17 protein-coding genes are annotated in these 19776 nt (G+C 73.0%); 9 read left to right on the top strand and 8 right to left on the bottom strand.

The annotated features are described in order from the left end of the window. Positions 1 to 209 precede the first annotated feature (209 nt). Positions 210 to 1424 carry a cytochrome P450 gene (locus P3T37_RS01845; RefSeq protein WP_280721573.1) on the top strand — a complete coding sequence of 405 codons (1215 nt, stop codon included), beginning with the start codon at positions 210 to 212 and terminating at the stop codon, positions 1422 to 1424. 4 nt (positions 1425 to 1428) lie between these two features. Then, positions 1429 to 1674: a ferredoxin gene (locus P3T37_RS01840; RefSeq protein WP_280721572.1), complete on the top strand. Its 246-nt coding sequence runs from the start codon at positions 1429 to 1431 to the stop codon at positions 1672 to 1674. A 42-nt stretch (positions 1675 to 1716) separates the two neighbouring features. Here P3T37_RS01840 and P3T37_RS01835 read toward each other — a convergent pair whose 3' ends face one another. Next, entirely contained in the window at positions 1717 to 3639 is a 1923-nt protein-coding gene (locus P3T37_RS01835; protein ID WP_280721690.1) for a Xaa-Pro dipeptidyl-peptidase, read from the bottom strand. A 267-nt stretch (positions 3640 to 3906) separates the two neighbouring features. On the opposite strand from P3T37_RS01835, the gene P3T37_RS01830 reads away from it, so the two are divergent. The 6 genes from P3T37_RS01830 to P3T37_RS01805 all read left to right on the top strand — a co-directional run bounded on the left by P3T37_RS01830 (position 3907) and on the right by P3T37_RS01805 (position 10531). After that, the gene (locus P3T37_RS01830; RefSeq protein ID WP_280721571.1) at positions 3907 to 4332 is read left to right on the top strand and encodes a hypothetical protein; all 426 of its coding nucleotides are present in this window, start codon (positions 3907 to 3909) and stop codon (positions 4330 to 4332) included. Between the two features lie 100 nt (positions 4333 to 4432). Continuing rightward, positions 4433 to 5119, top strand: coding sequence for a class F sortase (locus P3T37_RS01825; protein ID WP_280721570.1), 687 nt, complete (start codon positions 4433 to 4435; stop codon positions 5117 to 5119). Positions 5120 to 5238: 119 nt separating this feature from the next. Next, positions 5239 to 6519, top strand: coding sequence for a bifunctional GNAT family N-acetyltransferase/ATP-binding protein (locus tag P3T37_RS01820; RefSeq protein WP_280721569.1), 1281 nt, complete (start codon positions 5239 to 5241; stop codon positions 6517 to 6519). 83 nt (positions 6520 to 6602) lie between these two features. Beyond that, complete coding sequence (locus tag P3T37_RS01815; RefSeq protein ID WP_280721568.1) at positions 6603 to 7988, top strand: pyridoxal-dependent decarboxylase; 1386 nt, start codon at positions 6603 to 6605, stop codon at positions 7986 to 7988. A 34-nt stretch (positions 7989 to 8022) separates the two neighbouring features. Beyond that, positions 8023 to 9597 (top strand): alpha-amylase family glycosyl hydrolase, encoded by a 1575-nt coding sequence (locus P3T37_RS01810; RefSeq protein ID WP_280721567.1) that lies wholly within the window; start codon positions 8023 to 8025, stop codon positions 9595 to 9597. 58 nt (positions 9598 to 9655) lie between these two features. Beyond that, positions 9656 to 10531: a polysaccharide deacetylase family protein gene (locus tag P3T37_RS01805; RefSeq protein ID WP_280721566.1), complete on the top strand. Its 876-nt coding sequence runs from the start codon at positions 9656 to 9658 to the stop codon at positions 10529 to 10531. A 19-nt stretch (positions 10532 to 10550) separates the two neighbouring features. Here P3T37_RS01805 and P3T37_RS01800 read toward each other — a convergent pair whose 3' ends face one another. Next, positions 10551 to 11369: an SDR family oxidoreductase gene (locus P3T37_RS01800; RefSeq protein ID WP_280721565.1), complete on the bottom strand. Its 819-nt coding sequence runs from the start codon at positions 11367 to 11369 to the stop codon at positions 10551 to 10553. A 207-nt stretch (positions 11370 to 11576) separates the two neighbouring features. Here P3T37_RS01800 and P3T37_RS01795 point away from each other — a divergent pair, with 207 nt between their 5' ends. Continuing rightward, positions 11577 to 12446, top strand: coding sequence for a 3-hydroxybutyryl-CoA dehydrogenase (locus tag P3T37_RS01795; protein ID WP_280721564.1), 870 nt, complete (start codon positions 11577 to 11579; stop codon positions 12444 to 12446). Between the two features lie 57 nt (positions 12447 to 12503). Here P3T37_RS01795 and P3T37_RS01790 read toward each other — a convergent pair whose 3' ends face one another. The 6 genes from P3T37_RS01790 to rplT all read right to left on the bottom strand — a co-directional run bounded on the left by P3T37_RS01790 (position 12504) and on the right by rplT (position 19730). Beyond that, positions 12504 to 13079: a hypothetical protein gene (locus P3T37_RS01790; RefSeq protein ID WP_280721563.1), complete on the bottom strand. Its 576-nt coding sequence runs from the start codon at positions 13077 to 13079 to the stop codon at positions 12504 to 12506. A gap of 243 nt (positions 13080 to 13322) precedes the next feature. Further along, complete coding sequence (gene pheT / locus P3T37_RS01785) at positions 13323 to 15842, bottom strand: phenylalanine--tRNA ligase subunit beta (RefSeq protein ID WP_280721562.1); 2520 nt, start codon at positions 15840 to 15842, stop codon at positions 13323 to 13325. Further along, positions 15842 to 16963, bottom strand: a complete 1122-nt coding sequence (gene pheS, locus P3T37_RS01780; RefSeq protein WP_280721561.1) for a phenylalanine--tRNA ligase subunit alpha — start codon at positions 16961 to 16963, stop codon at positions 15842 to 15844. The genes pheT and pheS overlap by 1 nt, the downstream gene beginning before the upstream one ends. 211 nt (positions 16964 to 17174) lie before the next feature. Continuing rightward, positions 17175 to 18317: an ATP-binding protein gene (locus P3T37_RS01775; protein WP_280721560.1), complete on the bottom strand. Its 1143-nt coding sequence runs from the start codon at positions 18315 to 18317 to the stop codon at positions 17175 to 17177. A gap of 47 nt (positions 18318 to 18364) precedes the next feature. After that, positions 18365 to 19240, bottom strand: a complete 876-nt coding sequence (locus P3T37_RS01770) for an RNA methyltransferase (RefSeq protein ID WP_280721559.1) — start codon at positions 19238 to 19240, stop codon at positions 18365 to 18367. A 94-nt stretch (positions 19241 to 19334) separates the two neighbouring features. Beyond that, entirely contained in the window at positions 19335 to 19730 is a 396-nt protein-coding gene (gene rplT, locus P3T37_RS01765) for a 50S ribosomal protein L20 (protein WP_280721558.1), read from the bottom strand. Positions 19731 to 19776: the final 46 nt, after the last annotated feature.

The raw sequence follows: 19776 nt of genomic DNA, 5'->3' as shown, positions 1-19776 counted from the left end.
TCTGGAGTGATCGGCTGGACCGGTCAAGACCGCCCGCCGAACTGCCATCTGCCCGCAACAGGGGGACAGCATGGGCAAGGCAACGACAGCCGCAGGCAGCATTTGGCTTGTTCCACCCCCTGGTTGAGCAGGCGTAGGACGTTTACCGTCAGTAGCATCAGGAGCACCGCGCGTGCCGGCGGTGCCCCGGCCTACCGCCAGGAGGATCGATGTCCCTCGACGCCGAAGACACGACCGCCGCACCCGCGCTCATCCCGATGCACTGCCTGCAATTCACCACCCCCGGACCGCCGGTGCTCGCCACGCTGGTGACCGGCACGCCCGTCTGGGTGGTGCGCCGCCACGCGGACGTCCGCCAGGTGCTCACCGACCCCCGCCTCAACCGGACCTCGCTGTACGGCCCCGACGCTCCCCCGCTGACGCCCTATCCGAACCTGCTCGACGACCCGGACGGCCTGCTCAACCTGGACGGCATCGAGCACCAGCGGCTGCGCCGCACCGTGCAGCGCGCCTTCACCCCCCGGGCCATCGCACGCTGGCGCCCCTGGGTGGCCTCGGTGGTGGACGGCCTGCTGGACGACCTGACCGACGGCGGCCAACCCACCGACCTGGTCGCCTCGTTCACCCGTCCGCTGCCGGTCGCGGTGATCAGCCGGCTGATGGGACTGGACGGCCTGGACCTCAAGCGGCTGGGCCACTGGAGCGACCACGCGCTGTCGGCCGCCGCGTACTCCGCAGAGCAGGTGCAGGAGGCGATGCTGGAGTTCGGGATGTTCGCGGCCGCCCTGGTGACCGAGCGGCGGCGCGCCCCCGGCGACGACCTGGTCAGCAGCCTGGTGCAGGCCTGCGACCAGGACGGCGAGGTGACCGAGGGCCAACTGATATCCCTGGTCTGCGGGTTGGTGGTGGCCGGGCACGAGACCACGATGACCTCGCTGGGCAACGCGCTGGTCTACCTGCTCGGCGAGGCCGAGGCCCGCGAGGACTGGCAGCGGATCGGCACCGGCGAGGAGGCCGCGGCGGCCGCGGCCGAGCAACTGCTGCGCACCGTCCCGCTCGGCGACAGCGAGATGCTGCCCGGGCTGCTGCGCCGGGCCGTGGAGGACGTGGAGATCGGTGGCGTCACGATCCCCGCGGGCAGCGTGGTGGCCGCCGACACCAGGCCCGCCAACCTGGACCCGGCGGTCTACGGCGGGCAGGGCGGCCGGGACCTCTTCGCGCCGCTGCCGACGCCCAGCCTCACCTTCGGCGCCGGTCCGCACCACTGCCTGGGCGCCTGGCTGGCCCGGATGGAGCTGGAGTTGGCCCTGCACCGGCTGTCCCGCCGGCTGCCGGGCCTGCGGCTGGAGGTCGACCCCGAGTCCATCGAGTGGCGCCGCGGGCTGCTCACCCGCAGCCCGCTCGTCCTGCCGGTCGGCTGGTAACGCGATGAACCGTCAAGGCACCGCACCCGCCCTGGTCGTCCGGGTCGACCGCGACCGCTGCGTGGGCACCGGTCTCTGCGCCGGCACCGCACCGGCGGACCTGGCCCTCGGCCCGGACGGCCGCGCCCGCGCCCTGCGGCCCGCCACCACCGATCGCGAGGCGGTCACCGAGGCGGCCGAACTCTGCCCGGTGGAGGCGCTGGCCGTCCACCGCCTGGACACCGGGGAACGGATCGCCCCGGACTGGTGAACCCGGTCGGCCGGGCCCGGGGAAACCGGGCCCGGCCGAGTCCTACCGGAACGAGTCGCGCTCCGCCGGAGCCTGACGAACCGTCAGTCCGGGCAGCATCGCACCACCGGCGTGCCCACCGCCCGCCGGCAGCTGCCCCGCGCCGCCCACCAGCGGCAGCTGGAGCGAGGAGTGCGCCAGGTCGATGGTCACCTTCGGCCTGGTGGACGCCGGGTTGAGCAACCCGTTGTCGGTCCCGGCCACGATCAGGGCCAGCCGGTGCCCGGCGGGCACCACGTGGTCGGTTCCGGCCAGGTTGAAGGTGATCGTGTACGCCTTGCCCGGCGTGATGGTGGCGGCCGAGTTCAGCCCGGCGTAGTGCCCGAGGTCGGCCCACCCCCGGCTGAAGATCGTGTAGCCCACCTGCTCGGTGTCGGCCGCGGTGTCCAGGAAGCAGGCGCTGTCGCCCGCCGTGCTGTCACCCCAGCAGGACCGGGTGCCGAGCGTGGTGATGCCCTCGCCCGAGCCCTCGTAGTTGCGAATGGTGGCCGGCCCGAGGTCGACCAGCACAGCACTCAGGTGCGCGCTCTTCGTGGACGGCGTGACCTTCAGGGTGATCGAGCCCTGGCCCGACATCTGCAGCGGCTGGGTGAGCGCGCCGGTGCTGAACGCGGTCTTCTCCGAGGTCGACTGGTCGGCCTCGGAGGCCCAGTTGTCCTCGCCGAGCGAGGGGTTGTCGGTGAAGCTCGCGCTGCCGCCGCCCGTCCCCGCGGTCAGCGCGCCGGGCGTCAGGTTCAGGGTGGTGGCGACCGTACCGGGGGCGGGCCAGGTCTGCTCCTGGGTCCACTGGTCGGGGGCGCGCTCGATGTCGGCCACCGGAGCGCTCTGGATGCCGTTGTCGACGCCCATCAGGTAGTGGTCGAACCAGTCGTGCAGGGTGTCCACCCAGGCGCTGCGCCGGTAGTCGAAGGGGTCCACGTGGCCGGTCTGGGAGAGCCAGATCTTGCGGTCCACGCCGGTCCTGGCCAGCGCCGACCACCACTGCGAGAAGTTGATGTCGCGGACGTTGAGATCCTCCATCCCGTGCACCACGAAGACGCTGGCCCTGACACTGGCTGCTGAGGCGACGTAGTCGCGCGCCTGCCAGAGCGGGCTCCAGTTGCCGTTGGACGGCGACCCCGCGGCGAGCTGGCTCTGCACCGTCGAGCAGTTCGGCGCGGCGTTCGAGCTCTCCACCTCCGAGGCCAGGTCGGCGGGGGTGCCGCTGTAGAGCGCGGCGCCGTCCGAGCGGTAGTAGTCGTACCAGGAGCTGATCGCGGAGATCGGCACGATGGTCTTCAGGCCCTGAACGCCGGTCGCGGCGACGCCGTTGGCGATCGTGCCGTCCCAGGACTTGCCGATCATGCCGACCGAGCCGTTGGTCCAGGTGGGGCTGACGAGGCTGCCGCCGGTGACGGAGCTGTAGCCGTGGGCGCGGCCGTTCAGCCAGTCGACCACCGCCTTGGCCGAGGTGACGTCGGCGGGACCGCCGACGTCCACGCAGCCCTGCGAACGGTTGGTGCCGGCCAGGTCGACCAGCACCACGGCGTAGCCGCGCGGCACGAAGTAGTTGTCGTAGTAGAGCGGGAACTGCACCGGGTTGCCGTTGGCGTCGTAGGTCTTGAGCTGGCTCTCGTTGCCGCGTCCGCAGCAGGAGTAGTACGGGCTGGCGTCCATGATCACGGGGATCTTCTGGCCGGCCGCGGCCGGTTCGCTGGGCCGGATGATGTCGGCGGCGACCCGGTCGGTGCCTGAACTGCCGTCGTTGTCGAGGCCGGTGTCGACCCAGACGGTCTCCCGGATGGCGTTGGCGTAGGAGTAGACGGGCTGACTGGCGCCGTGCTGGACGGCGTTCGCCGGAGCGGCGGTCGCGGGGGCGACCAGGGCGGCGGCGAAGGCCAGCAGGAGGGCGGCGAGGACCGCTAAGCAGCGGGATCGTTGAGTCATCACGCCACGACGGTAGGCGGCCGGGGCGGTCGCCAGAAGAGTTTTGACGCTGTGCCGTCAAATTTTACGAGCATGACACACGCCTCCGGCGTCCGCCCGGCGGCACACCGACGGCACCGACTTTCCACTGCGCAGCGTCACGCGTTTGCACGATCCGAAGTCGCGTCACCACGGTGTGCGACGGAGTGTGGGTGGAGCGCCCCTGGATCCCCTCAGGCTGACGATCCGTCGCCCTCCGCGGAGCGCCCACCGAAAGGACTCACCCTCATGCGTCGTGTACACCACCTTGCCGCTGCCGCTCTCACCGCCGCTGCCCTGAGTATGGCCGCCCCGATGGCCCACGCCGATGTCGACCCGAGTACCAAGACCGGCGCGGTCACCGCGCCGACCACGGAGGACAAGAAGGTCGACGACAAGAAGGCCGACGACAAGAAGTGGGACGACTCCAAGAAGGCCGATGACAAGAAGGCCGACGAGTCGAAGGGCGGGGAGTCGAAGGGCGGGGAGGGCAAGGAGTCCAAGGAGGCCTGGGAGGGCGACAAGAGCCCGCACGGCGCCGTGCACACCGGCGGCGGCTTCGCCGCGCTGGGCACCGGCGGACTGGCCACCGGCTCCGCGCTGCTGGTCGGCGGCATCGCCGTGGGCGCGGTCGCGCTGCGCCGCCGCAAGCCGGCCGCCGGCGTCGCGGCCTGACCCCCGCCCCTCGCCCGCCCCGCGCAGTGCCCTCCTGACGGAGGCGCGCCGCGCGGGGCGCACCCACTCCCCCACCACACCGCACTGAGAGAGGCGCCCGATGGCCAAGACACCACCGCCGACCAGCGATTCGACCGCGATGAGCCGTCAGCGGCGCCGGGTGCTCTACGGGGCCATCGGCGCCTGCCTGCTCGGCCTTTTCATGATCCACCAGTCACTGGACGACGCCACCGCGCTGCCGCCCCAGCCCGCCGCCGCCCACCCGCCGCTGGCCGGCCTCCCGACCCCGGGTGCCAGCGCCAAGCCACACGCCCCGGTCGCCACCGCAGCACACCCCGTCCGGCTGACCATCCCCGCGATCGGGGTGAACGCGCCCTTCACCGCCCTCGACCTGGGCGCCGACGGCGCCCTCAACGCACCGCCGCCCGACGACACCAACCTGGTCGGCTGGTACCGCGGCGGCACGGTGCCCGGCAACCGCGGCCCCGCGCTGGTCCTGGGGCACGTGGACACCAAGACCTCCCCGGCCGTCTTCTGGAACCTGAGCGCCCTGCCCGCGGGCAGCAAGGTCGACATCGCGCGCGACGACGGCGTCACCGCCGAGTTCACCGTCGACAGCGCCGAGGCCTATCCCAAGAACAAGTTCCCGGACGACAGGGTCTACGGCGCCACCCAGGACGCCCAGCTCCGCCTGATCACCTGCGGCGGCACGTACGACCACAAGAAGAACGACTACACCGCCAATGTCGTGGTCTTCGCCCACCTCACCGCGCTGCGGGCGGGCTGACAGCCGCCGCGCCAGCGCCGGACCGTCCGGTTTCGCCCACCGCCTTGTCCGTCCCGGCGGACGCCCCCGCACGCCGGCCCGCCCTAGCCTCGGCCCACGAGCTGCGAGGGGCGGTACCCATGAACTGGCTGATCCACGACTACCGCGAGGACGATCTCGCCACCGTCGTGCACCTGATCGACACCACGGCCGAACTCGGCCAGGAGTCGGTGTTCTCGCTGGCCGAGTGCATCGGTGCGCTGACGGGCCGCCAGCCGGCGGTGGTGGCCGTGCACGACGGCGCGGCGATCGGCGCGGCGCTGGCCTGCACGGCAGGTGAGAGGGCCTGGGTGATGCGGATCGCGATCGCGCCCGGCTGGCGCGGCCTCGGTGTGGCGAGCGCGCTGCTGCGCGAGCTGGAACGGCGGCTGGTGGCGCTGCGGGTGCGCCGGATCGCGTATGTGCTGCCCGAGGAGGAGCTGCTCGGCGAGGGCCTGCACAACGCGGGCTACACCCGGCGCCCGGCCGCCGCGTACTTCGAGAAGACCGAGCCCGCCGCCGGACCGTCGGTGGACCTGCTGGAGGAGCTCGGCGGCCGGCTGCTGCCCGGCGACCTGTGGGACAAGGTGGCCGGGATGGAGGCGGAGAAGAGCCTGATCGAGCGTCGGATCGTCCTCCCGCTGGCCGAACCCGAGCTGGCCGCCCGGCACGGCGTGCAACCGCCGCGCGCGATCGCCCTGTTCGGGCCGCCGGGCACCGGCAAGACCACCTTCGCCCGGGCCATCGCCTCCCGGCTGGGCTGGCCGTTCGTCGAACTGCTGCCCTCCCGGCTGGCCGACCAGGGCAACCTTGCGGCGGCGCTGCGCGAGGCGTTCGCCCGGATCGGCGCGCTGGAACGGGTGCTGGTCTTCATCGACGAGGTCGAGGAGATCGCCGCCGTCCGCGGTGACCGGCCGGACAGCGCGGCGCACGGGATCACCAACGAGCTACTGAAGATCATCCCGGGCTTCCGCGAGCAGGACGAACGGCTGCTGGTCTGCGCCACCAACTCGGTGCGCTCGCTGGACCCGGCCTTCCTGCGCCCGGGCCGGTTCGACTACCTCGTCCCGATCGGCACCCCGGACGCCGCCGCCCGCACGGCGATCTGGCGCCGGTACGCGGCCGGCCGCCCGGACGTCGACCTGGACGTCCTGGTCGGCGCCAGCGAGCTGTTCACCCCCGCCGACATCGAGCACGCCGCCCGCGGCGCCGCCCAGAGCGCCTTCGAACGCGACCTGGCCCGCCCGCTCCCCGGCGCCCCCGAGTTCGCCGGCGCGACCACCGCCGACTACCTGGCCGCCATCGCCGGCTGCCGCCCGACGGTGACCCCGGCGATGATCGACGAGTTCACCGCGGACATCGCCACCCACGCCCGAATCTGAGTCCACTTGATCCCAAGTGGCTCGGGACGCCGCCAGTGCTCCGCGCCTAGGGTCGGCCCGTACCCGACGAACGGAGCCGCCCGATGCACCCCCAGCTCGCCACCGACCTCGACCGGCTGCCCGACCTGCTGGAGGCCGTCCGCAAGCGGGCGGTGGGATTCCTGGACGGGCTGCCGGAGCGCCCGGTGGTCGACCTCGGCGCAGCCGTCCCCCCTCGCGCGCCGCTGGACGAGGCGGGCGTGGGGCTGGAGCGCGCGCTGGAGGAGTTCACCGCCGACTGGGAGCCCGCCCTCTCGGCGAGCGCCGGGCCGCGCTACCTGGGCTTCGTCACCGGCGGCGCCACCCCGGCCGCCCTGGCCGGCGACTGGCTGACCAGCACCTACGACCAGAACCCCAACTCCTCGGCCGACCCGGCCGGCCAGCACCTGGAGCGGCAGACGCTGGCCTGGCTGCGCGAGCTCTTCGGCCTGGGCCCCGAGCACGGCGGCGCCTTCGTGAGCGGCGCGACGCAGTCCAACACCACCGGCCTGGCGGTCGCCCGCGAGTGGCTGGGCGAGCAGCTCGGGGTCTCGCCGGCCGAGCAGGGCGCGGGCGCGCTGGGCCGGGTCCGGGTGCTGTCCGGCAGCCCGCACTCCAGCGTCGGCAAGGCGCTGTCGGTGCTGGGCCTGGGCCGCGAGGCGCTGGTCGCGGTGGACCGGCTGCCGGGCCGCGAGGCCGTCGACCCGGCGGCGCTGGAACGCGCGCTCGCGGCGGCGGACGGCCCGTGCATCGTGGTGGCCAACGCGGGCACGGTCAACAGCGTCGACTTCGACGACCTGCGGGCGCTGGCCGCGCTGCGGCAGCGCTACCCCTTCTGGCTGCACGTGGACGGCGCCTTCGGGGCCTTCGCGGCGCTGTCGCCCGAGCACGCGCACCTGGTCGACGGGCTCGACCTGGCCGACTCGATCTGCATCGACCTGCACAAATGGCTCAACGTCCCCTACGACAGCGCCGTCCAGTTCACCCGCCGCCCCGACCTTCAGGCCCGGGTCTTCCAGAACGCGGCGGCCTACCTCGGCCCGCTCGGCGAGGTGCCGGACTTCGTCCACCTCACCCCCGAGAACTCCCGGCGACTGCGCGCCCTGCCGGCCTGGTTCACCTTGCGCGCATACGGGCGGGACGGCGTTCGGGAGATCGTCGAGCGCTGCGTGGCGGGCGCCCGCACGCTCGGCGCCGCGCTGGAGGCGGCGCCGCGGCTGCGGCTGGCGGCACCCGTCCGGCTCAACGTGGTCTGCTTCACCCTCGCCGAGGAGCCCACCGCGCAGCGGCTGGCCGCGCTGGCAGGCGCGGCGGCCGGCGAGGTGTTCGTGACGCCGACGCTCTACCAGGGCGTCCCGGCGCTGCGCGCCGCGTTCAGCAACTGGCGCACCACCGAGCAGGACGCCCACCGGATCGCCCGCGCCCTGATCGGCGCCGCCGACGCCCTCTGACGACAGCGGCCCCGCGCCCCCTACCCTGAACGGCATGACGCCCGACTGGCTCGCCGACGCCGTGCTCTACCAGATCTACCCGCAGAGCTACGCCGACTCCGACGGCGACGGCATCGGCGACCTGCCCGGGATCACCGCCCGCCTGGACCACCTGGCCTGGCTGGGGGTCACCGCGCTCTGGCTCAGCCCGTGCTTCGCCTCGGAGTTCGGCGACGCGGGCTACGACGTCGAGGACTACCTGGCGATCGCGCCGCGCTACGGCACCACCGCCGACCTCGTCGCGCTGGTCGAGGCGGCCGGCCGGCGCGGCATCCGGGTACTGCTCGACCTGGTGCCGGGTCACACCTCGCACCGCCACCCCTGGTTCCGGCACTCCGCGCAGACCCCGGGGGACGACCGCTACATCTGGTCGGACCGGATCACTGCGCCGGTCGGTGAGTGGATCCCCAACCAGGGTGCGCGCGGCGGCTTCTACCGCGCCAACTTCTACCCGATCCAGCCCGCACTGAACTTCGGCTACGCCCGCCCCGACCCCGCCGAGCCCTGGCGCCAACCGGTCGACGCCCCCGGGCCGTTGGCGAACCGGGCCGCCCTGCGGGAGATCATGGCGCACTGGTTCGACCTCGGCGTGGCCGGCTTCCGGGTGGACATGGCCTCCTCGCTGGTCAAGGACGATCCGGGGTACCGGGAGACCGGCCGGCTCTGGGGCGAGCTGCGCGGCTGGCTGGACGCCCACTACCCCGACCGGGTGCTGCTCGCCGAGTGGGGCGACCCGGCGCTCTCCGTCCCGGCCGGCCTGCACGCCGACTTCTTCCTGCACTTCCGCGGCCGGGCGATGCGCTCGCTCTGGGACAACGGGACGGGCAGTCAAGGAACCTGGGCGCACGGCGAACCCTGCTGGTTCGACGCCGCGGGGCGCGGATCGACGGCCGAGTTCCTGACCGCCTGGCGGCACGCCGAGGCCGCCGTAGACGGCCGCGGCCAGATCGCGCTGCCCACCGCCAACCACGACTTCTCCCGGCTGGCCTGCGGCCCGCGCACCCGCGAGCAACTCCCGGCCGCCTTCGCCTTCCTGCTGAGCTGGCCGACCCTGCCGGTGATCTACTACGGCGACGAGATCGGCATGCGCTTCGTCCCCGGGCTGCCGGAGAAGGAGGGCAGTCAGTTCGGCACCGAGCAGCGCCAGGGCTCGCGCACCCCCATGCAGTGGGACGACGGCCCGGGTGCCGGGTTCTCCACCGCTCCCGCCGCCGACCACTACCTCCCGATCGACCCCGATCCCGGGCGCCCCACCGTCGCGGCCCAGCGCGCCGATCCCGACTCGCTGCTCCAGCACGTGCGCGGGCTGATCCGGCTGCGCCGCGGGACACCCGCGCTCGGTCCCACCGGCAGCGTCGAAGTCCTGTACGAGGACTACCCGTTGGTCCACCTGCGCGGCGGCACGCACCTGGTGGTGGTCAACCCCCGCCGCGACGGCGTCGAGGTCGCGCTGCCCCGCACGCTCGGCCGGGGGGAGCCCCTTGCCGTGCACGGGGTGGAGCTGGCCGGGGGGACGATCCGGGCGGGCGGCTTCTCGTACGGGATCTTCCGGCTGCGGACCAGCACATAGACGCTGCGATCCGCCGCCGAATCGCCCGGGCGATATGTCGTATTTATGCTGACCAGCGATGACTGTCGACCGCCGCAGGATTCTGCGTACCGCTGCCCAGCTGGCCGCCCTCACCGCGGCGGGCGCCTTCCTCCCGGCCTGTGGGAAGGAGGCCGCCGGCGCGGGCAGACCGCTGCCCACCTCGCTCGTAGCGCCGGGCCGACCACCGGCCGCCGCCGGCCCGGTCCCGGGCTCCGACCCGCCCGCCCCGCCCGCCCCGGCGGCCGCGAGCGCCGCCGCCTCGCCCAGCCCCGCCGCGCCGACGCCCCCGGTGCTCACGCCGCTGCCCGAGGACACCCCGTTCGAGGTGGTCACCGGCTCCGGCGACCGCCCCCAGGTCGCGCTGACCTTCCACGGCCAGGGCGACCCCGAGCTGGCCACCGCCATCCTGGAGGCCGCCGAGCAGCACGGTGCCCGGGTGACCGTGCTGGCCGTCGGCACCTGGTTGGACCAGCAGCCGCAGATGGCCAAGCGGATCCTGAGCGCCGGTCACGAGCTCGGCAACCACACCCAGAACCACCTGGACATCAGCAGCATGTCGGCCGACCGCGCGTACGCCGAGATCTCCGAGTGCGCCGACCGCCTCCAGGAGCTCACCGGCTCGATCGGCCGCTGGTTCCGCCCCTCCGCCGCCCAGTACGCCACCGCACGGGTGAAGGACCAGGCCCGCAAGGTGGGCTACGAGCACTGCCTCTCCTTCAGCCTCGACCCGCGCGACTACACCGATCCGGGCGGCGAGGTCGTCCAGCGCCGGATCCTCGCCTCGGTGAAGGCGGGGTCGGTGATCGCCCTGCACATGGGCCACCAGGGCACCGTGGACACCCTGCCGAGCCTGCTGGACGCGCTCGGGCAGCGCGGCCTGAGCGCGGTGACCGCCAGCGAGCTGATGGCCTGAGGCGCGCCCCGCCCGGCGCTCAGGCCAACGGGTCGTCAGCCCCGTACGGACGCAGCCGCAGGGTGCGGGCGTCCAGCTCGCGGATCTCGTCGGCCCGTGCGAGCAGCTGCTCCAGGTTGTCCCGCCCCGCGTGGACGAAGCGCCCGTGCAGCGCGTCGAACCGGCCGCGGGCGGCGTCCACCGCGACCGCGACCATGTACGGGATGGAGTTCCACTCCTTCATCCCCGCGAACATCGGCATCCCGGCGGTCATGTCGGTGGCCACCGCACCCGGGCTGATGTCCAGCACCACCACCTGGTGCGCGGCCAGCGAGTCGGCGATGTTGTCGGAGAGCTGGAGCAGCGCGCCCTTGGACGTCGCGTACGCGGTGTAGCGGCCGTCGGGGCGCAGCGCGAAGCCGGAGTTGAGGTTGAGGATCCGCCCGCGCCGGCGCTGCACCATGCCCGGCAGCACACTGCGCATCAGGTTGAACGGGCCGCGCAGGTTGACCTCCACCACCTGCCACCACTGGGCCGAGTCGACCTCCCAGATCGGCTCCTCGGCCCGGTCGATCTGGCCCGCGTTGTTGACCAGCAGGTCGATCGGGCCGAGGTCGCGCTCCACGGTGCGGACCGCCTCGCGCACCGCGCCGGGCCTGGCGACGTCCGCGGAGAGCGCGATGCCCCGGGCGCCGAGGCGCACGCAGTCCTTCAACGTCTGGATCAGGCGCTCCTGGGTGCGGCCGACCAGGCCCACCGCCATGCCCTCGGCGGCCAGGCCGAGGGCGATCTCGCGGCCGATGCCCCGCCCCGCGCCGGTGATCAGGGCCACCTGTCCGTCCAGCGTCCCGCTCCGCATGCTCGCGCTCCCTCCGCCCCCGCCTGGGCCCCGGCCGACAGCATGCGCCCGCACGCCGGGCGCGTGCGCTGGGCCACACGGGCAAGCGCGAACACCTCATCCGATCGGCCGAACAGCAGGGCGAGTGGAGGATTCAGCCGCTCGGAGTAGTACGGTCGAACGACATGGGCGGTGATCCCGCCCGGCGGAGTCTTGAAAGGCAGATAAGTGAGCGACATCGCGCGCGTCGGAGTGGTCGGCTGCGGCCTCATGGGATCGGGCATCGCCGAGGTGTTCGCCCGGGCCGGATTGGACGTCCTGGTCTCGGAGGCCACCGACGAGGCCCTGGAGTTCGGCCGCAACCGGGTGACCAACTCGCTGGACACCGCCGTCAAGCGCGGCAAGCTCACCCAGGAGCAGCGCGAGGAGGCACTGGGCCGCCTCTCCTTCACCACCGACCTCGCCGACTTCGCCGACCGCGACCTCGCGGTCGAGGCGGTGGCCGAGCGCGAGGACATCAAGATCCAGATCTTCCAGAAGCTGGACCAGGTGATGACCCGCCGGGACGCGGTGCTGGCCTCCAACACCTCCTCGATCCCGATCGTGAAGCTCGCCGCCTCCACCTCGCGGCCCGAGCAGGTGATCGGCCTGCACTTCTTCAACCCCGCGCCGGTGCAGCGGCTGGTCGAGGTCATCCCGACCCTGACCACCTCCGCCGAGACCACCGCGCGGGTCGAGGCCTTCGCCGTCCAGGTGCTCGGCAAGGAGCCGATCCGGGCCCGCGACCGGGCCGGCTTCGTGGTCAACGCACTGCTGGTGCCGTACCTGCTGTCGGCGGTGCGGATGTTCGAGTCGGGCGTGGCCACCGCGTCGGACATCGACAAGGGCATGGAGGCCGGCTGCGCCCACCCGATGGGCCCGCTGCGCCTGTGCGACCTGATCGGCCTGGACACCATCGCCTCGATCGCCGACTCGATGTACCACGAGTACAAGGAAGCGCTGTACGCCGCGCCGCCGCTGCTCTCCCGGATGGTCGACGCGGGCCTGCTCGGCCGCAAGTCCGGCCGCGGCTTCTACGACTACACCGCGACCTCCTGACGTCGGCTCTCCCGCCTCACCTGCGGCCCGGTTCACCCGGCCGCAGGTGAGGCGCCGTCAGATCAGCCAGACGCCCGCGGTGGCCAGCCCCAGCGAGGCGCCGGCCACCGTCTGCGCGACGGAGTGGTACGTCAGCGCGACGCGCGACCAGCAGACCGCGGCCACCAGCGGGTAGGCCAGCAGCCACCAGGGCGACTGCACCGCAGCCAGCATCGCCACCACCGCGGAGGCGACCGCGCTGTCGACGCTGATCTTCCACACCGTGTTGACGGTGAGCAGCACCACGGTCATCGCCCACAGCGCGATCATCGCGGTGAGGATGTCGTGCGGCGCGTGCGCCAGGACCATCACCAGGCTGCCGCAGCCGATCGAGCCGAGGATGACGAGGAAGATCGGCGCCCGCTTGGTGCGGTCGACCACGTGCCGGTCGCCCCAGGTGCCGCGCTTGCGCTCCCAGTCGATGTAGCCGGCCGGGACCAGCCCCGCGCACAGGGCCGCGAACAGCCCCCAGGCGGCGCCCGTCCAGTCGCCGGCCGCCGCGGCGCCCAGGCCGGTCAGCCCGGCGACCAGCACGTTGCGCGGTTGCAGGACGTCGGTGACCGCACGGGCCACCGCGGTTCCAGCGGCGCTCACAGCACGTACTCCTTTGTGCGAGAAGACGAAGGAGGGCCCGGGAACGTATCCAGTTCCCGGGCCCGAGGTGTGCCGCCCAATTGCTCACGCCGGCACGGTGAAGAGTGCGGATCATGCTGAAATCGAGGTGTTCTCCCGTTGAACTACCGTACCGTGCAATCAACCGACGGCGCCCCGGATTTAGACGCCGGAAGGGGCCCCGACCGCGAAACGGTCGGGGCCCCTTCGGATGCAGGCTGCGGGCTACGCGCCGCGCAGGACCGCGCCCGTGCTGGCCTCAGCCGAGGCCACGGCCGCCGCGCGGGCGGCGGAGGCCTCGTCGGCGGTCAGCGTGCGGTCGGTGGCGCGGAAGCGCAGCGCGTACGCCAGCGACTTCTTGCCCTCGCCCACCTGCTCGCCCTCGAAGACGTCGAACAGCCGGATGGCCTCCAGCAGTTCACCCGCGCCCTCACGCAGCGCCAGCTCCACGCGGGCCGCCGGGACGTCGCGGTCCACGATCAGCGCGACGTCCTGGGTGGCCACCGGGAAGCCGGAGACCGCCGGGCCCTCGACGCGCCGCGCGCCGTCGGCGCTCAGCGCGTCCAGGTCCAGCTCCATCGCGCTGGTGCGCTCGGGCAGGTGCATTGCCTTGAGGACCCGCGGGTGCAGCTCGCCGGCGTGGCCGACCAGCCGGTCGGTGCCCGCGGCGTAGAGCGCCGCGCAGCGGCCCGGGTGCCAGGGGGCGTGCTGGTCCTGGCGGACCTCCAGCTCCACCCCGGCCGCACGGGCCACCGTACGAGCCGCCTCGACGGCGTCGGCCCAACCGGACGGCGCACCGGCGCCCCACCAGCCGGACGGCTGCCGCTCGCCGGCCAGCGCGACCGCGATCCGGCGCGGCTGGTCGGGCAGCGCGGAGTCCAGCGCGGCCAGCTCCTCGGCCGTGGGACGGCGGTCGACCGGCGGGCGCGGCGCGACCAGGAGCTCGGACTTGGGCCGGAAGACCAGGCCCGCCTCGAAGATCGCCAGGTCGGTGTTGCCTCGGCCGACGTTGCGCCGCAGGGTGGCGAGCAGGCCCGGCAGCAGCGTGGTGCGCAGCGCCGGCTCCTCGTCGTTCAACGGGTTGACCAGCTTGACGGTGCGCCGGCGCGCGTCGTCCTTGTCCAGGCCCAGTGCGTCGAAGGCCGCGTCCCCGAGGAACGGGTAGTTGTTGACCTCGACGTAGCCGGCCGCGGCCAGTGCCACGCCGACCCGGCGGTGCATCCGCTGCGCCTCGGTGAGACCGCGGCCCGGCGGGACGGTGGGCATCCGGGCGGGGACGTTGTCGTAGCCCTCCAGCCGGATGACCTCCTCCGCCAGGTCGTTGGGGTCGGTGAGGTCCAGGCGCCAGGTCGGCGGGGTGACCTCCAGGACGTCGGAGCCGGAGACCGCGCAACCGACCTCCTGCAGGCGCCGGGTGACGGTCTCGCGGCCGTACTCGGTGCCGGCGACCCGGTCGGGCAGGTCGGCGGCGATGGTGATGGTGCGCATCGGGCGCGGGGCCGCGATGTCGGTGACGCCGGCCTCGGCCGTACCGCCGGCGATCAGCACCAGCAGGTCCACCGCGCGCTGGGCGGCGGCGCGCGCCGCCTCCGGGTCCACCCCGCGCTCGAAGCGCTTGGAGGCCTCGGAGGGCAGCTTGTGCCGCTTGGCGCTGCGGGCGACCGCGACCGGGTCGAAGTGCGCGGCCTCGATGATCACCTCGGTGGACCCGGTGACCTCGCCGGTCTCCGGGTCGGCCACCGGGTCGAGGATCTCGGTCGAGGCGCCGCCCATGACACCCGCCAGGCCGATCGGCCCGGAGTTGTCGCAGATCAGCAGGTCCTCGGCGGAGAGCTTGCGCTTGACGCCGTCCAGCGTGGTGAGCAGCTCGCCCTCGCTCGCGCGGCGGACCTGCAACGGGCCGTCCACCCGGTTGCGGTCGTAGGCGTGCAGCGGCTGACCGACCTCCAGCATCACGTAGTTGGTGATGTCGACGGTCAGCGAGATCGGCCTCACGTGCATCTTCTGCAGGCGGCGCTGAAGCCAGATCGGCGACTTGGCGGCCGGGTCGATGCCGGTCACCGTGCGCGCGACGAAGCGGTCGCAGCCCACCGGGTCGGCGACCTTGACCAGGTAGCCGTAGGAGTTGGCCGGCGGCACGTCCAGCAGCGCCGGGTCGGCCAGCGGCAGCCCGTACGCGGCGGCGGCCTCGCGGGCCACCCCGCGCATCGACAGGCAGTAGCCGCGGTCGGGGGTGACGGCGATGTCCAGCACCTCGTCGACCAGCTGGAGCAGCTCGATCGCGTCGGTGCCGGGCTCGTAGTGCTCGGGGAGCACGATGATGCCGTCGTGGTCGTCGCCCATGCCGAGCTCGCGCGCCGAGCAGATCATGCCGGCCGAGGTGTGGCCGTAGGTCTGCCGCGCGGCGATCGGGAACGGGCCGGGCAGCACGGCGCCGGGGAGCACCACGACGACCTTGTCGCCGACCGCGAAGTTGCGGGCGCCGCAGACGATCTCCTGCGGCTCGCCGGTGCCGTTGGCGTCGCCGACGTTCACCCAGCAGTGCCGGATCGGCTTCTTGAACTCGGTGAGCTCCTCGATGGACAGCACCTGGCCGACCACCAGCGGGCCCTTGAGGTCGCCGCCGAGCTGCTCGACGGTCTCGACCTCCAGGCCGGCCCGGATCAGCCGCTCGGCGACGTCGCGGCCGGTCTCACCGGCGGGCAGGTCGACGTACTCACGCAGCCAGGAAAGCGGGACGCGCATCAGATCTCCATCCCGAACGGGAGAGTGAAGCGCACATCACCCTCGACCATGTCGCGCATGTCGGCGACGTTGTGACGATTCATCAGGATCCGCTCCAGGCCCAGGCCGAAGGCGAACCCGCTGTAGCGGTTCGGGTCGACGCCGCTGGCGATCAGCACCCGCGGGTTGACCACGCCGCAGCCGCCGAGCTCGATCCAGCCCTCGGAGGAGCAGGTCCGGCAGGGGCGGTCCGGGTTGCCGACGCTGGCACCCCGGCAGACGAAGCACTGAAGGTCCACCTCGGCGCTCGGCTCGGTGAACGGGAAGTACGAGGGCCGCCAACGCAGCTCCAGCTCGTCCCCGATCAGCTTGGAGACCAGCTGCTCGATGGTGCCCTTGAGGTCGGCGAAGGTGATGCCCTCGTCCACCGCGATGCCCTCGACCTGCCGGAAGACCGGGGTGTGGGTGGCGTCCAGCTCGTCCGTCCGGTAGACCCGGCCGGGGCAGATCGCGTAGATCGGCGGCTCGCGGTCGAGCATGGTGCGGATCTGCACCGGCGAGGTCTGGGTGCGCAGCACGACGCCCGAGTCGGGCGAGCCGTCGGGGGCCGCGACGAAGAAGGTGTCCTGCATCGAGCGGGCCGGGTGGTCCGGGCCCAGGTTGAGGGCGTCGAAGTTGAGCCACTCCGCCTCGACCTCGGGGCCCTCGGCGATCTCGTAGCCCATCGCGACGAAGGTGTCCTCGATGCGCTCGGCCAGCGTGGTCAGCGGGTGCCGGGCGCCGCGCGGGGCACGGTCGAACGGCAGCGTGACGTCCACCGCCTCCTCGACCAGCACGCGGGCGTCGCGCTCCGCCTCCAGCTCGGCCTGACGCTTCGCCAGCGCCTGGTTGACCGCGCCGCGGGCCTGGCCGATCAGCTTGCCGGCGGTGGCCTTGGCCTGCGGGGGCAGCGCGCCGATCTCGCGGTTGGCGAGCGAGAGCGCAGACCGGTCGCCGGTGTGCGCGACCTTGGCCTGCTTGAGCTCCTCGAGGCCGGTCGCCGCGGCGAAGGCCGCGATCGCCTCGTCCCGGGCTCGCTCGACCTCTTCGGGCTTCAATGCCTCGACCTCCACCGGGTCGTACGACTTATTGGGTGCGGACATCTCTATCTTTCCCGTGCTCCAGCTCGTCCGTGCTCAGGTCATTTCCAGCGGCTACGCCCTATGTGGCCGGGGCGCGGGCAGACCGATCCCACCACATGCACGGGGAGGGTGTCCGCGGCTCAGCCGCACAGGGCGTTACACCAGGTCGAGTGTAGTCGCAGGCAGTCTCACGCCTGCTTTTCCACCGCCCGCCGGGCCCGTTGTCCGAAACTCAGGACATGAAGTCGGGCACCCCGGCGGGCAGGATAAATCGGAACCGCGCGCCGCCGCCGGGGGCGCGGTCGATCCGGATGGCGCCGCCGTGGGCCTCCACGATGCCCTTGACGATATAGAGGCCCAGGCCCGTGCCGCCGCGCTTGCTGCCGCGCCAGAAGCGGGTGAAGACGCGCGGCATCGACTCCTCGGGGATGCCGCTGCCTTCGTCGCTCACGGTGACCGCTGTGCCTTCCACGAATCGGGGCGGGGTGCCCGGGTGCTCCCAGGACGCGGCCTCGACGATCTCCTTCGCCGGTGCCACCTCGATGGTGACAGTCCCCTCGCCGTGGCGCACCGCGTTTTCCAGCAGGTTGGCCAGCACCTGGTCCATCTTGTCGGGATCGGCCCACTGCTGGGTCAGGCCGTCCGCGATCCGGACGTCGAAGCGCTCCTCCGCGACACCCGCGGCGATCTTCCCGGCCACCTGCCGGTGCACCGCCTTGGCGAGGTCCACCACCTGCTTGCGCAGCTCCAGGCGGCCGGCGTCGATCCGGGAGATGTCCAGCAGCTCGGCGATCAACCGGGTCACCCGGTCGGCGTCGGAGTTGACGGTCTCCAGCATCAGCCGCTTCTGGCCGTCGGTGAACCGCTCCCACTTGTTGAGCAGGGTCGCGGTGAAGCCCTTGACGCTGGTCAGCGGCGAGCGCAGCTCGTGCGCGACGGTGGCGATCAGCTCGGCGTGCGCCCGCTCGGTGCGCCGGCGCGCCTCGGTGCCGCGCAGCGCCACCAGCACCCGCAGCACCGGCCCGCGCGGGCGCTCGCGGACGTACTGGACAGACACCAGCACCTCGCGGCCGCCGGGCAGCAGCAGGTTGCGCTCGGGCTGGCGGGTGCGGATGGCCAGGCCGCCGTACGGGTCGGTCAGCGGCCACCAGCGGCGGCCGTCCAGGTCCTCCAGCGGGAGCACCTCGTCCAGCGGGCGGCCCAGCATGCGGGCCGCGGCGAAGCCGGTCAGCCGGGCGGCGGCGCGGTTGAAGCAGACCACCCGGCCCTGCGCGTCGGCGATCACCAGGCCGTCCGGCAGCTCGTCTGGGTCCATCGGCTGGGCGTCCATCAGCGTCACCGCCGCGGGTTCAGGCCCGTCCTCGCTGCCGACCATGGGTGTCCTCCCCATCCGAGCCCACCCGTCCCCCAACGAGACTGACCCTAGCGCTCCGCACCCGGGGCGCGACACCCTGCGGACGAACGCTGGGCACGGGCTGAGGCGTAGAGGCACACGGCGGCGGCCGTGGCGAGGTTGAGGCTCTCGGCGTGCCCGTGGATGGGCACGCGCACCACCTCGTCGGCCAGTGCGCGGGTCTCCTCCGGCAGGCCCCAGGCCTCGTTGCCGAAGACCCAGGCGGTCGGCGCGCCGAGGGTGCCCTCGTCCAGCTCCTGGTCCAGGTCGCGCTCCCCCGCTCCGTCGGCGGCCAGCACCCGCACCCCGGCGGCGCGCAGCTCGGCCACCACCTGCTCGACCGGGACGCCGACCGCCACCGGCAGGTGGAAGAGGCTGCCGACCGAGGCCCGGACGGCCTTGGGGTTGTAGAGGTCCACCGAGGCGTCGGTGAGCACCACCGCGTCGGCGCCGGCCGCGTCGGCGGTGCGCAGCACCGTCCCGGCGTTGCCGGGGTCGCGGACGTGCGCGAGCACCGCGACGAGACGCGGGCGGGCGCGCAGGATCTCCTCGAACGGCGTGTCCAGGAAGCGGCAGAGCGCCACGATGCCCTGCGGGGTGACCGTGTCGCAGATCTCCGCGATCACCTCGTCGGTGGCGGTCAGCACCGGCAGGCCCGCCCGTTCGGCGTCCGCGACGAGGTCCGCGTGCCGCTCGGCGGCCTCCGGCGTGAGGTAGATCTCCACCACGGCGTGCTGGTCGCCGCCCGGCAGCAGTCCGAACGCCACCGCCTCGCGGACCGCCTGCGGGCCCTCGGCCAGGAAGCGCCGGTCCTTGCCGCGTTGGGCCCGGCGGGCCAGCTTGCGGGCGGCGATGACGCGCGGCGAGCGCAGCGAGCTGAGCAGGGGGGTGTCGGTACCGGCCATGGCAGTTCCCTGGAGCTGGAGCGGAAGACAGATCAGACCCGCAGGCTGAAGCAACCTGCGGGTCTGATTGCGATGCGTTGATCCTGGAGGAGGATCAGGCGGCGTCGGCAGCGGCCTTCGGCGCGTTGACGTCGGTCGGCAGCGCCTTCTGGGCCACCTCGACCAGCGTCGCGAACGCGTTCTGGTCGTGAACGGCCAGCTCGGCCAGCATCTTGCGGTCGATCTCGATGCTGGCGGCCTTGAGGCCCTGCACGAAGCGGTTGTAGGTCATGCCGTTGGCACGGGCCGCAGCGTTGATGCGCTGGATCCAGAGCTGACGGAAGTCGCCCTTGCGCTTCTTGCGGTCGTTGTAGTTGTAAACGAGCGAGTGGGTGACCTGCTCCTTGGCCTTGCGGTAAAGGCGCGACCGCTGGCCGCGGTAGCCCTTCGCCCGCTCAAGGATGACCCGGCGCTTCTTGTGGGCGTTTACTGCCCGCTTGACGCGTGCCACTTCATTACTCCTTGGGTTGGACCACGGACTACTTCACGTGGTCCGT

It is taken from the genome of Kitasatospora sp. MAA4, from assembly GCF_029893355.1.
Taxonomy (GTDB): domain Bacteria; phylum Actinomycetota; class Actinomycetes; order Streptomycetales; family Streptomycetaceae; genus Kitasatospora.
The sequence above is the reverse complement of the archived record's forward strand: the minus strand, read 5'-3'. Positions and strand labels throughout refer to the sequence as shown.

Excerpts from the sequence above, each read along its gene's own strand:
- P3T37_RS01840 (WP_280721572.1), top strand. The coding sequence starts at position 1,429 with ATGAACCGTCAAGGCACCGCACCCGCCCTGGTCGTCCGGGTCGACCGC.
- P3T37_RS01830 (WP_280721571.1), top strand. The coding sequence starts at position 3,907 with ATGCGTCGTGTACACCACCTTGCCGCTGCCGCTCTCACCGCCGCTGCC.
- P3T37_RS01810 (WP_280721567.1), top strand. The coding sequence starts at position 8,023 with ATGACGCCCGACTGGCTCGCCGACGCCGTGCTCTACCAGATCTACCCG.
- P3T37_RS01845 (WP_280721573.1), top strand. The coding sequence starts at position 210 with ATGTCCCTCGACGCCGAAGACACGACCGCCGCACCCGCGCTCATCCCG.
- pheS (WP_280721561.1), bottom strand. The coding sequence starts at position 16,963 with ATGTCCGCACCCAATAAGTCGTACGACCCGGTGGAGGTCGAGGCATTG.
- P3T37_RS01775 (WP_280721560.1), bottom strand. The coding sequence starts at position 18,317 with ATGGTCGGCAGCGAGGACGGGCCTGAACCCGCGGCGGTGACGCTGATG.
- P3T37_RS01815 (WP_280721568.1), top strand. The coding sequence starts at position 6,603 with ATGCACCCCCAGCTCGCCACCGACCTCGACCGGCTGCCCGACCTGCTG.
- P3T37_RS01820 (WP_280721569.1), top strand. The coding sequence starts at position 5,239 with ATGAACTGGCTGATCCACGACTACCGCGAGGACGATCTCGCCACCGTC.
- P3T37_RS01825 (WP_280721570.1), top strand. The coding sequence starts at position 4,433 with ATGGCCAAGACACCACCGCCGACCAGCGATTCGACCGCGATGAGCCGT.
- P3T37_RS01770 (WP_280721559.1), bottom strand. The coding sequence starts at position 19,240 with ATGGCCGGTACCGACACCCCCCTGCTCAGCTCGCTGCGCTCGCCGCGC.
- P3T37_RS01835 (WP_280721690.1), bottom strand. The coding sequence starts at position 3,639 with ATGACTCAACGATCCCGCTGCTTAGCGGTCCTCGCCGCCCTCCTGCTG.
- P3T37_RS01805 (WP_280721566.1), top strand. The coding sequence starts at position 9,656 with ATGACTGTCGACCGCCGCAGGATTCTGCGTACCGCTGCCCAGCTGGCC.
- pheT (WP_280721562.1), bottom strand. The coding sequence starts at position 15,842 with ATGCGCGTCCCGCTTTCCTGGCTGCGTGAGTACGTCGACCTGCCCGCC.
- P3T37_RS01800 (WP_280721565.1), bottom strand. The coding sequence starts at position 11,369 with ATGCGGAGCGGGACGCTGGACGGACAGGTGGCCCTGATCACCGGCGCG.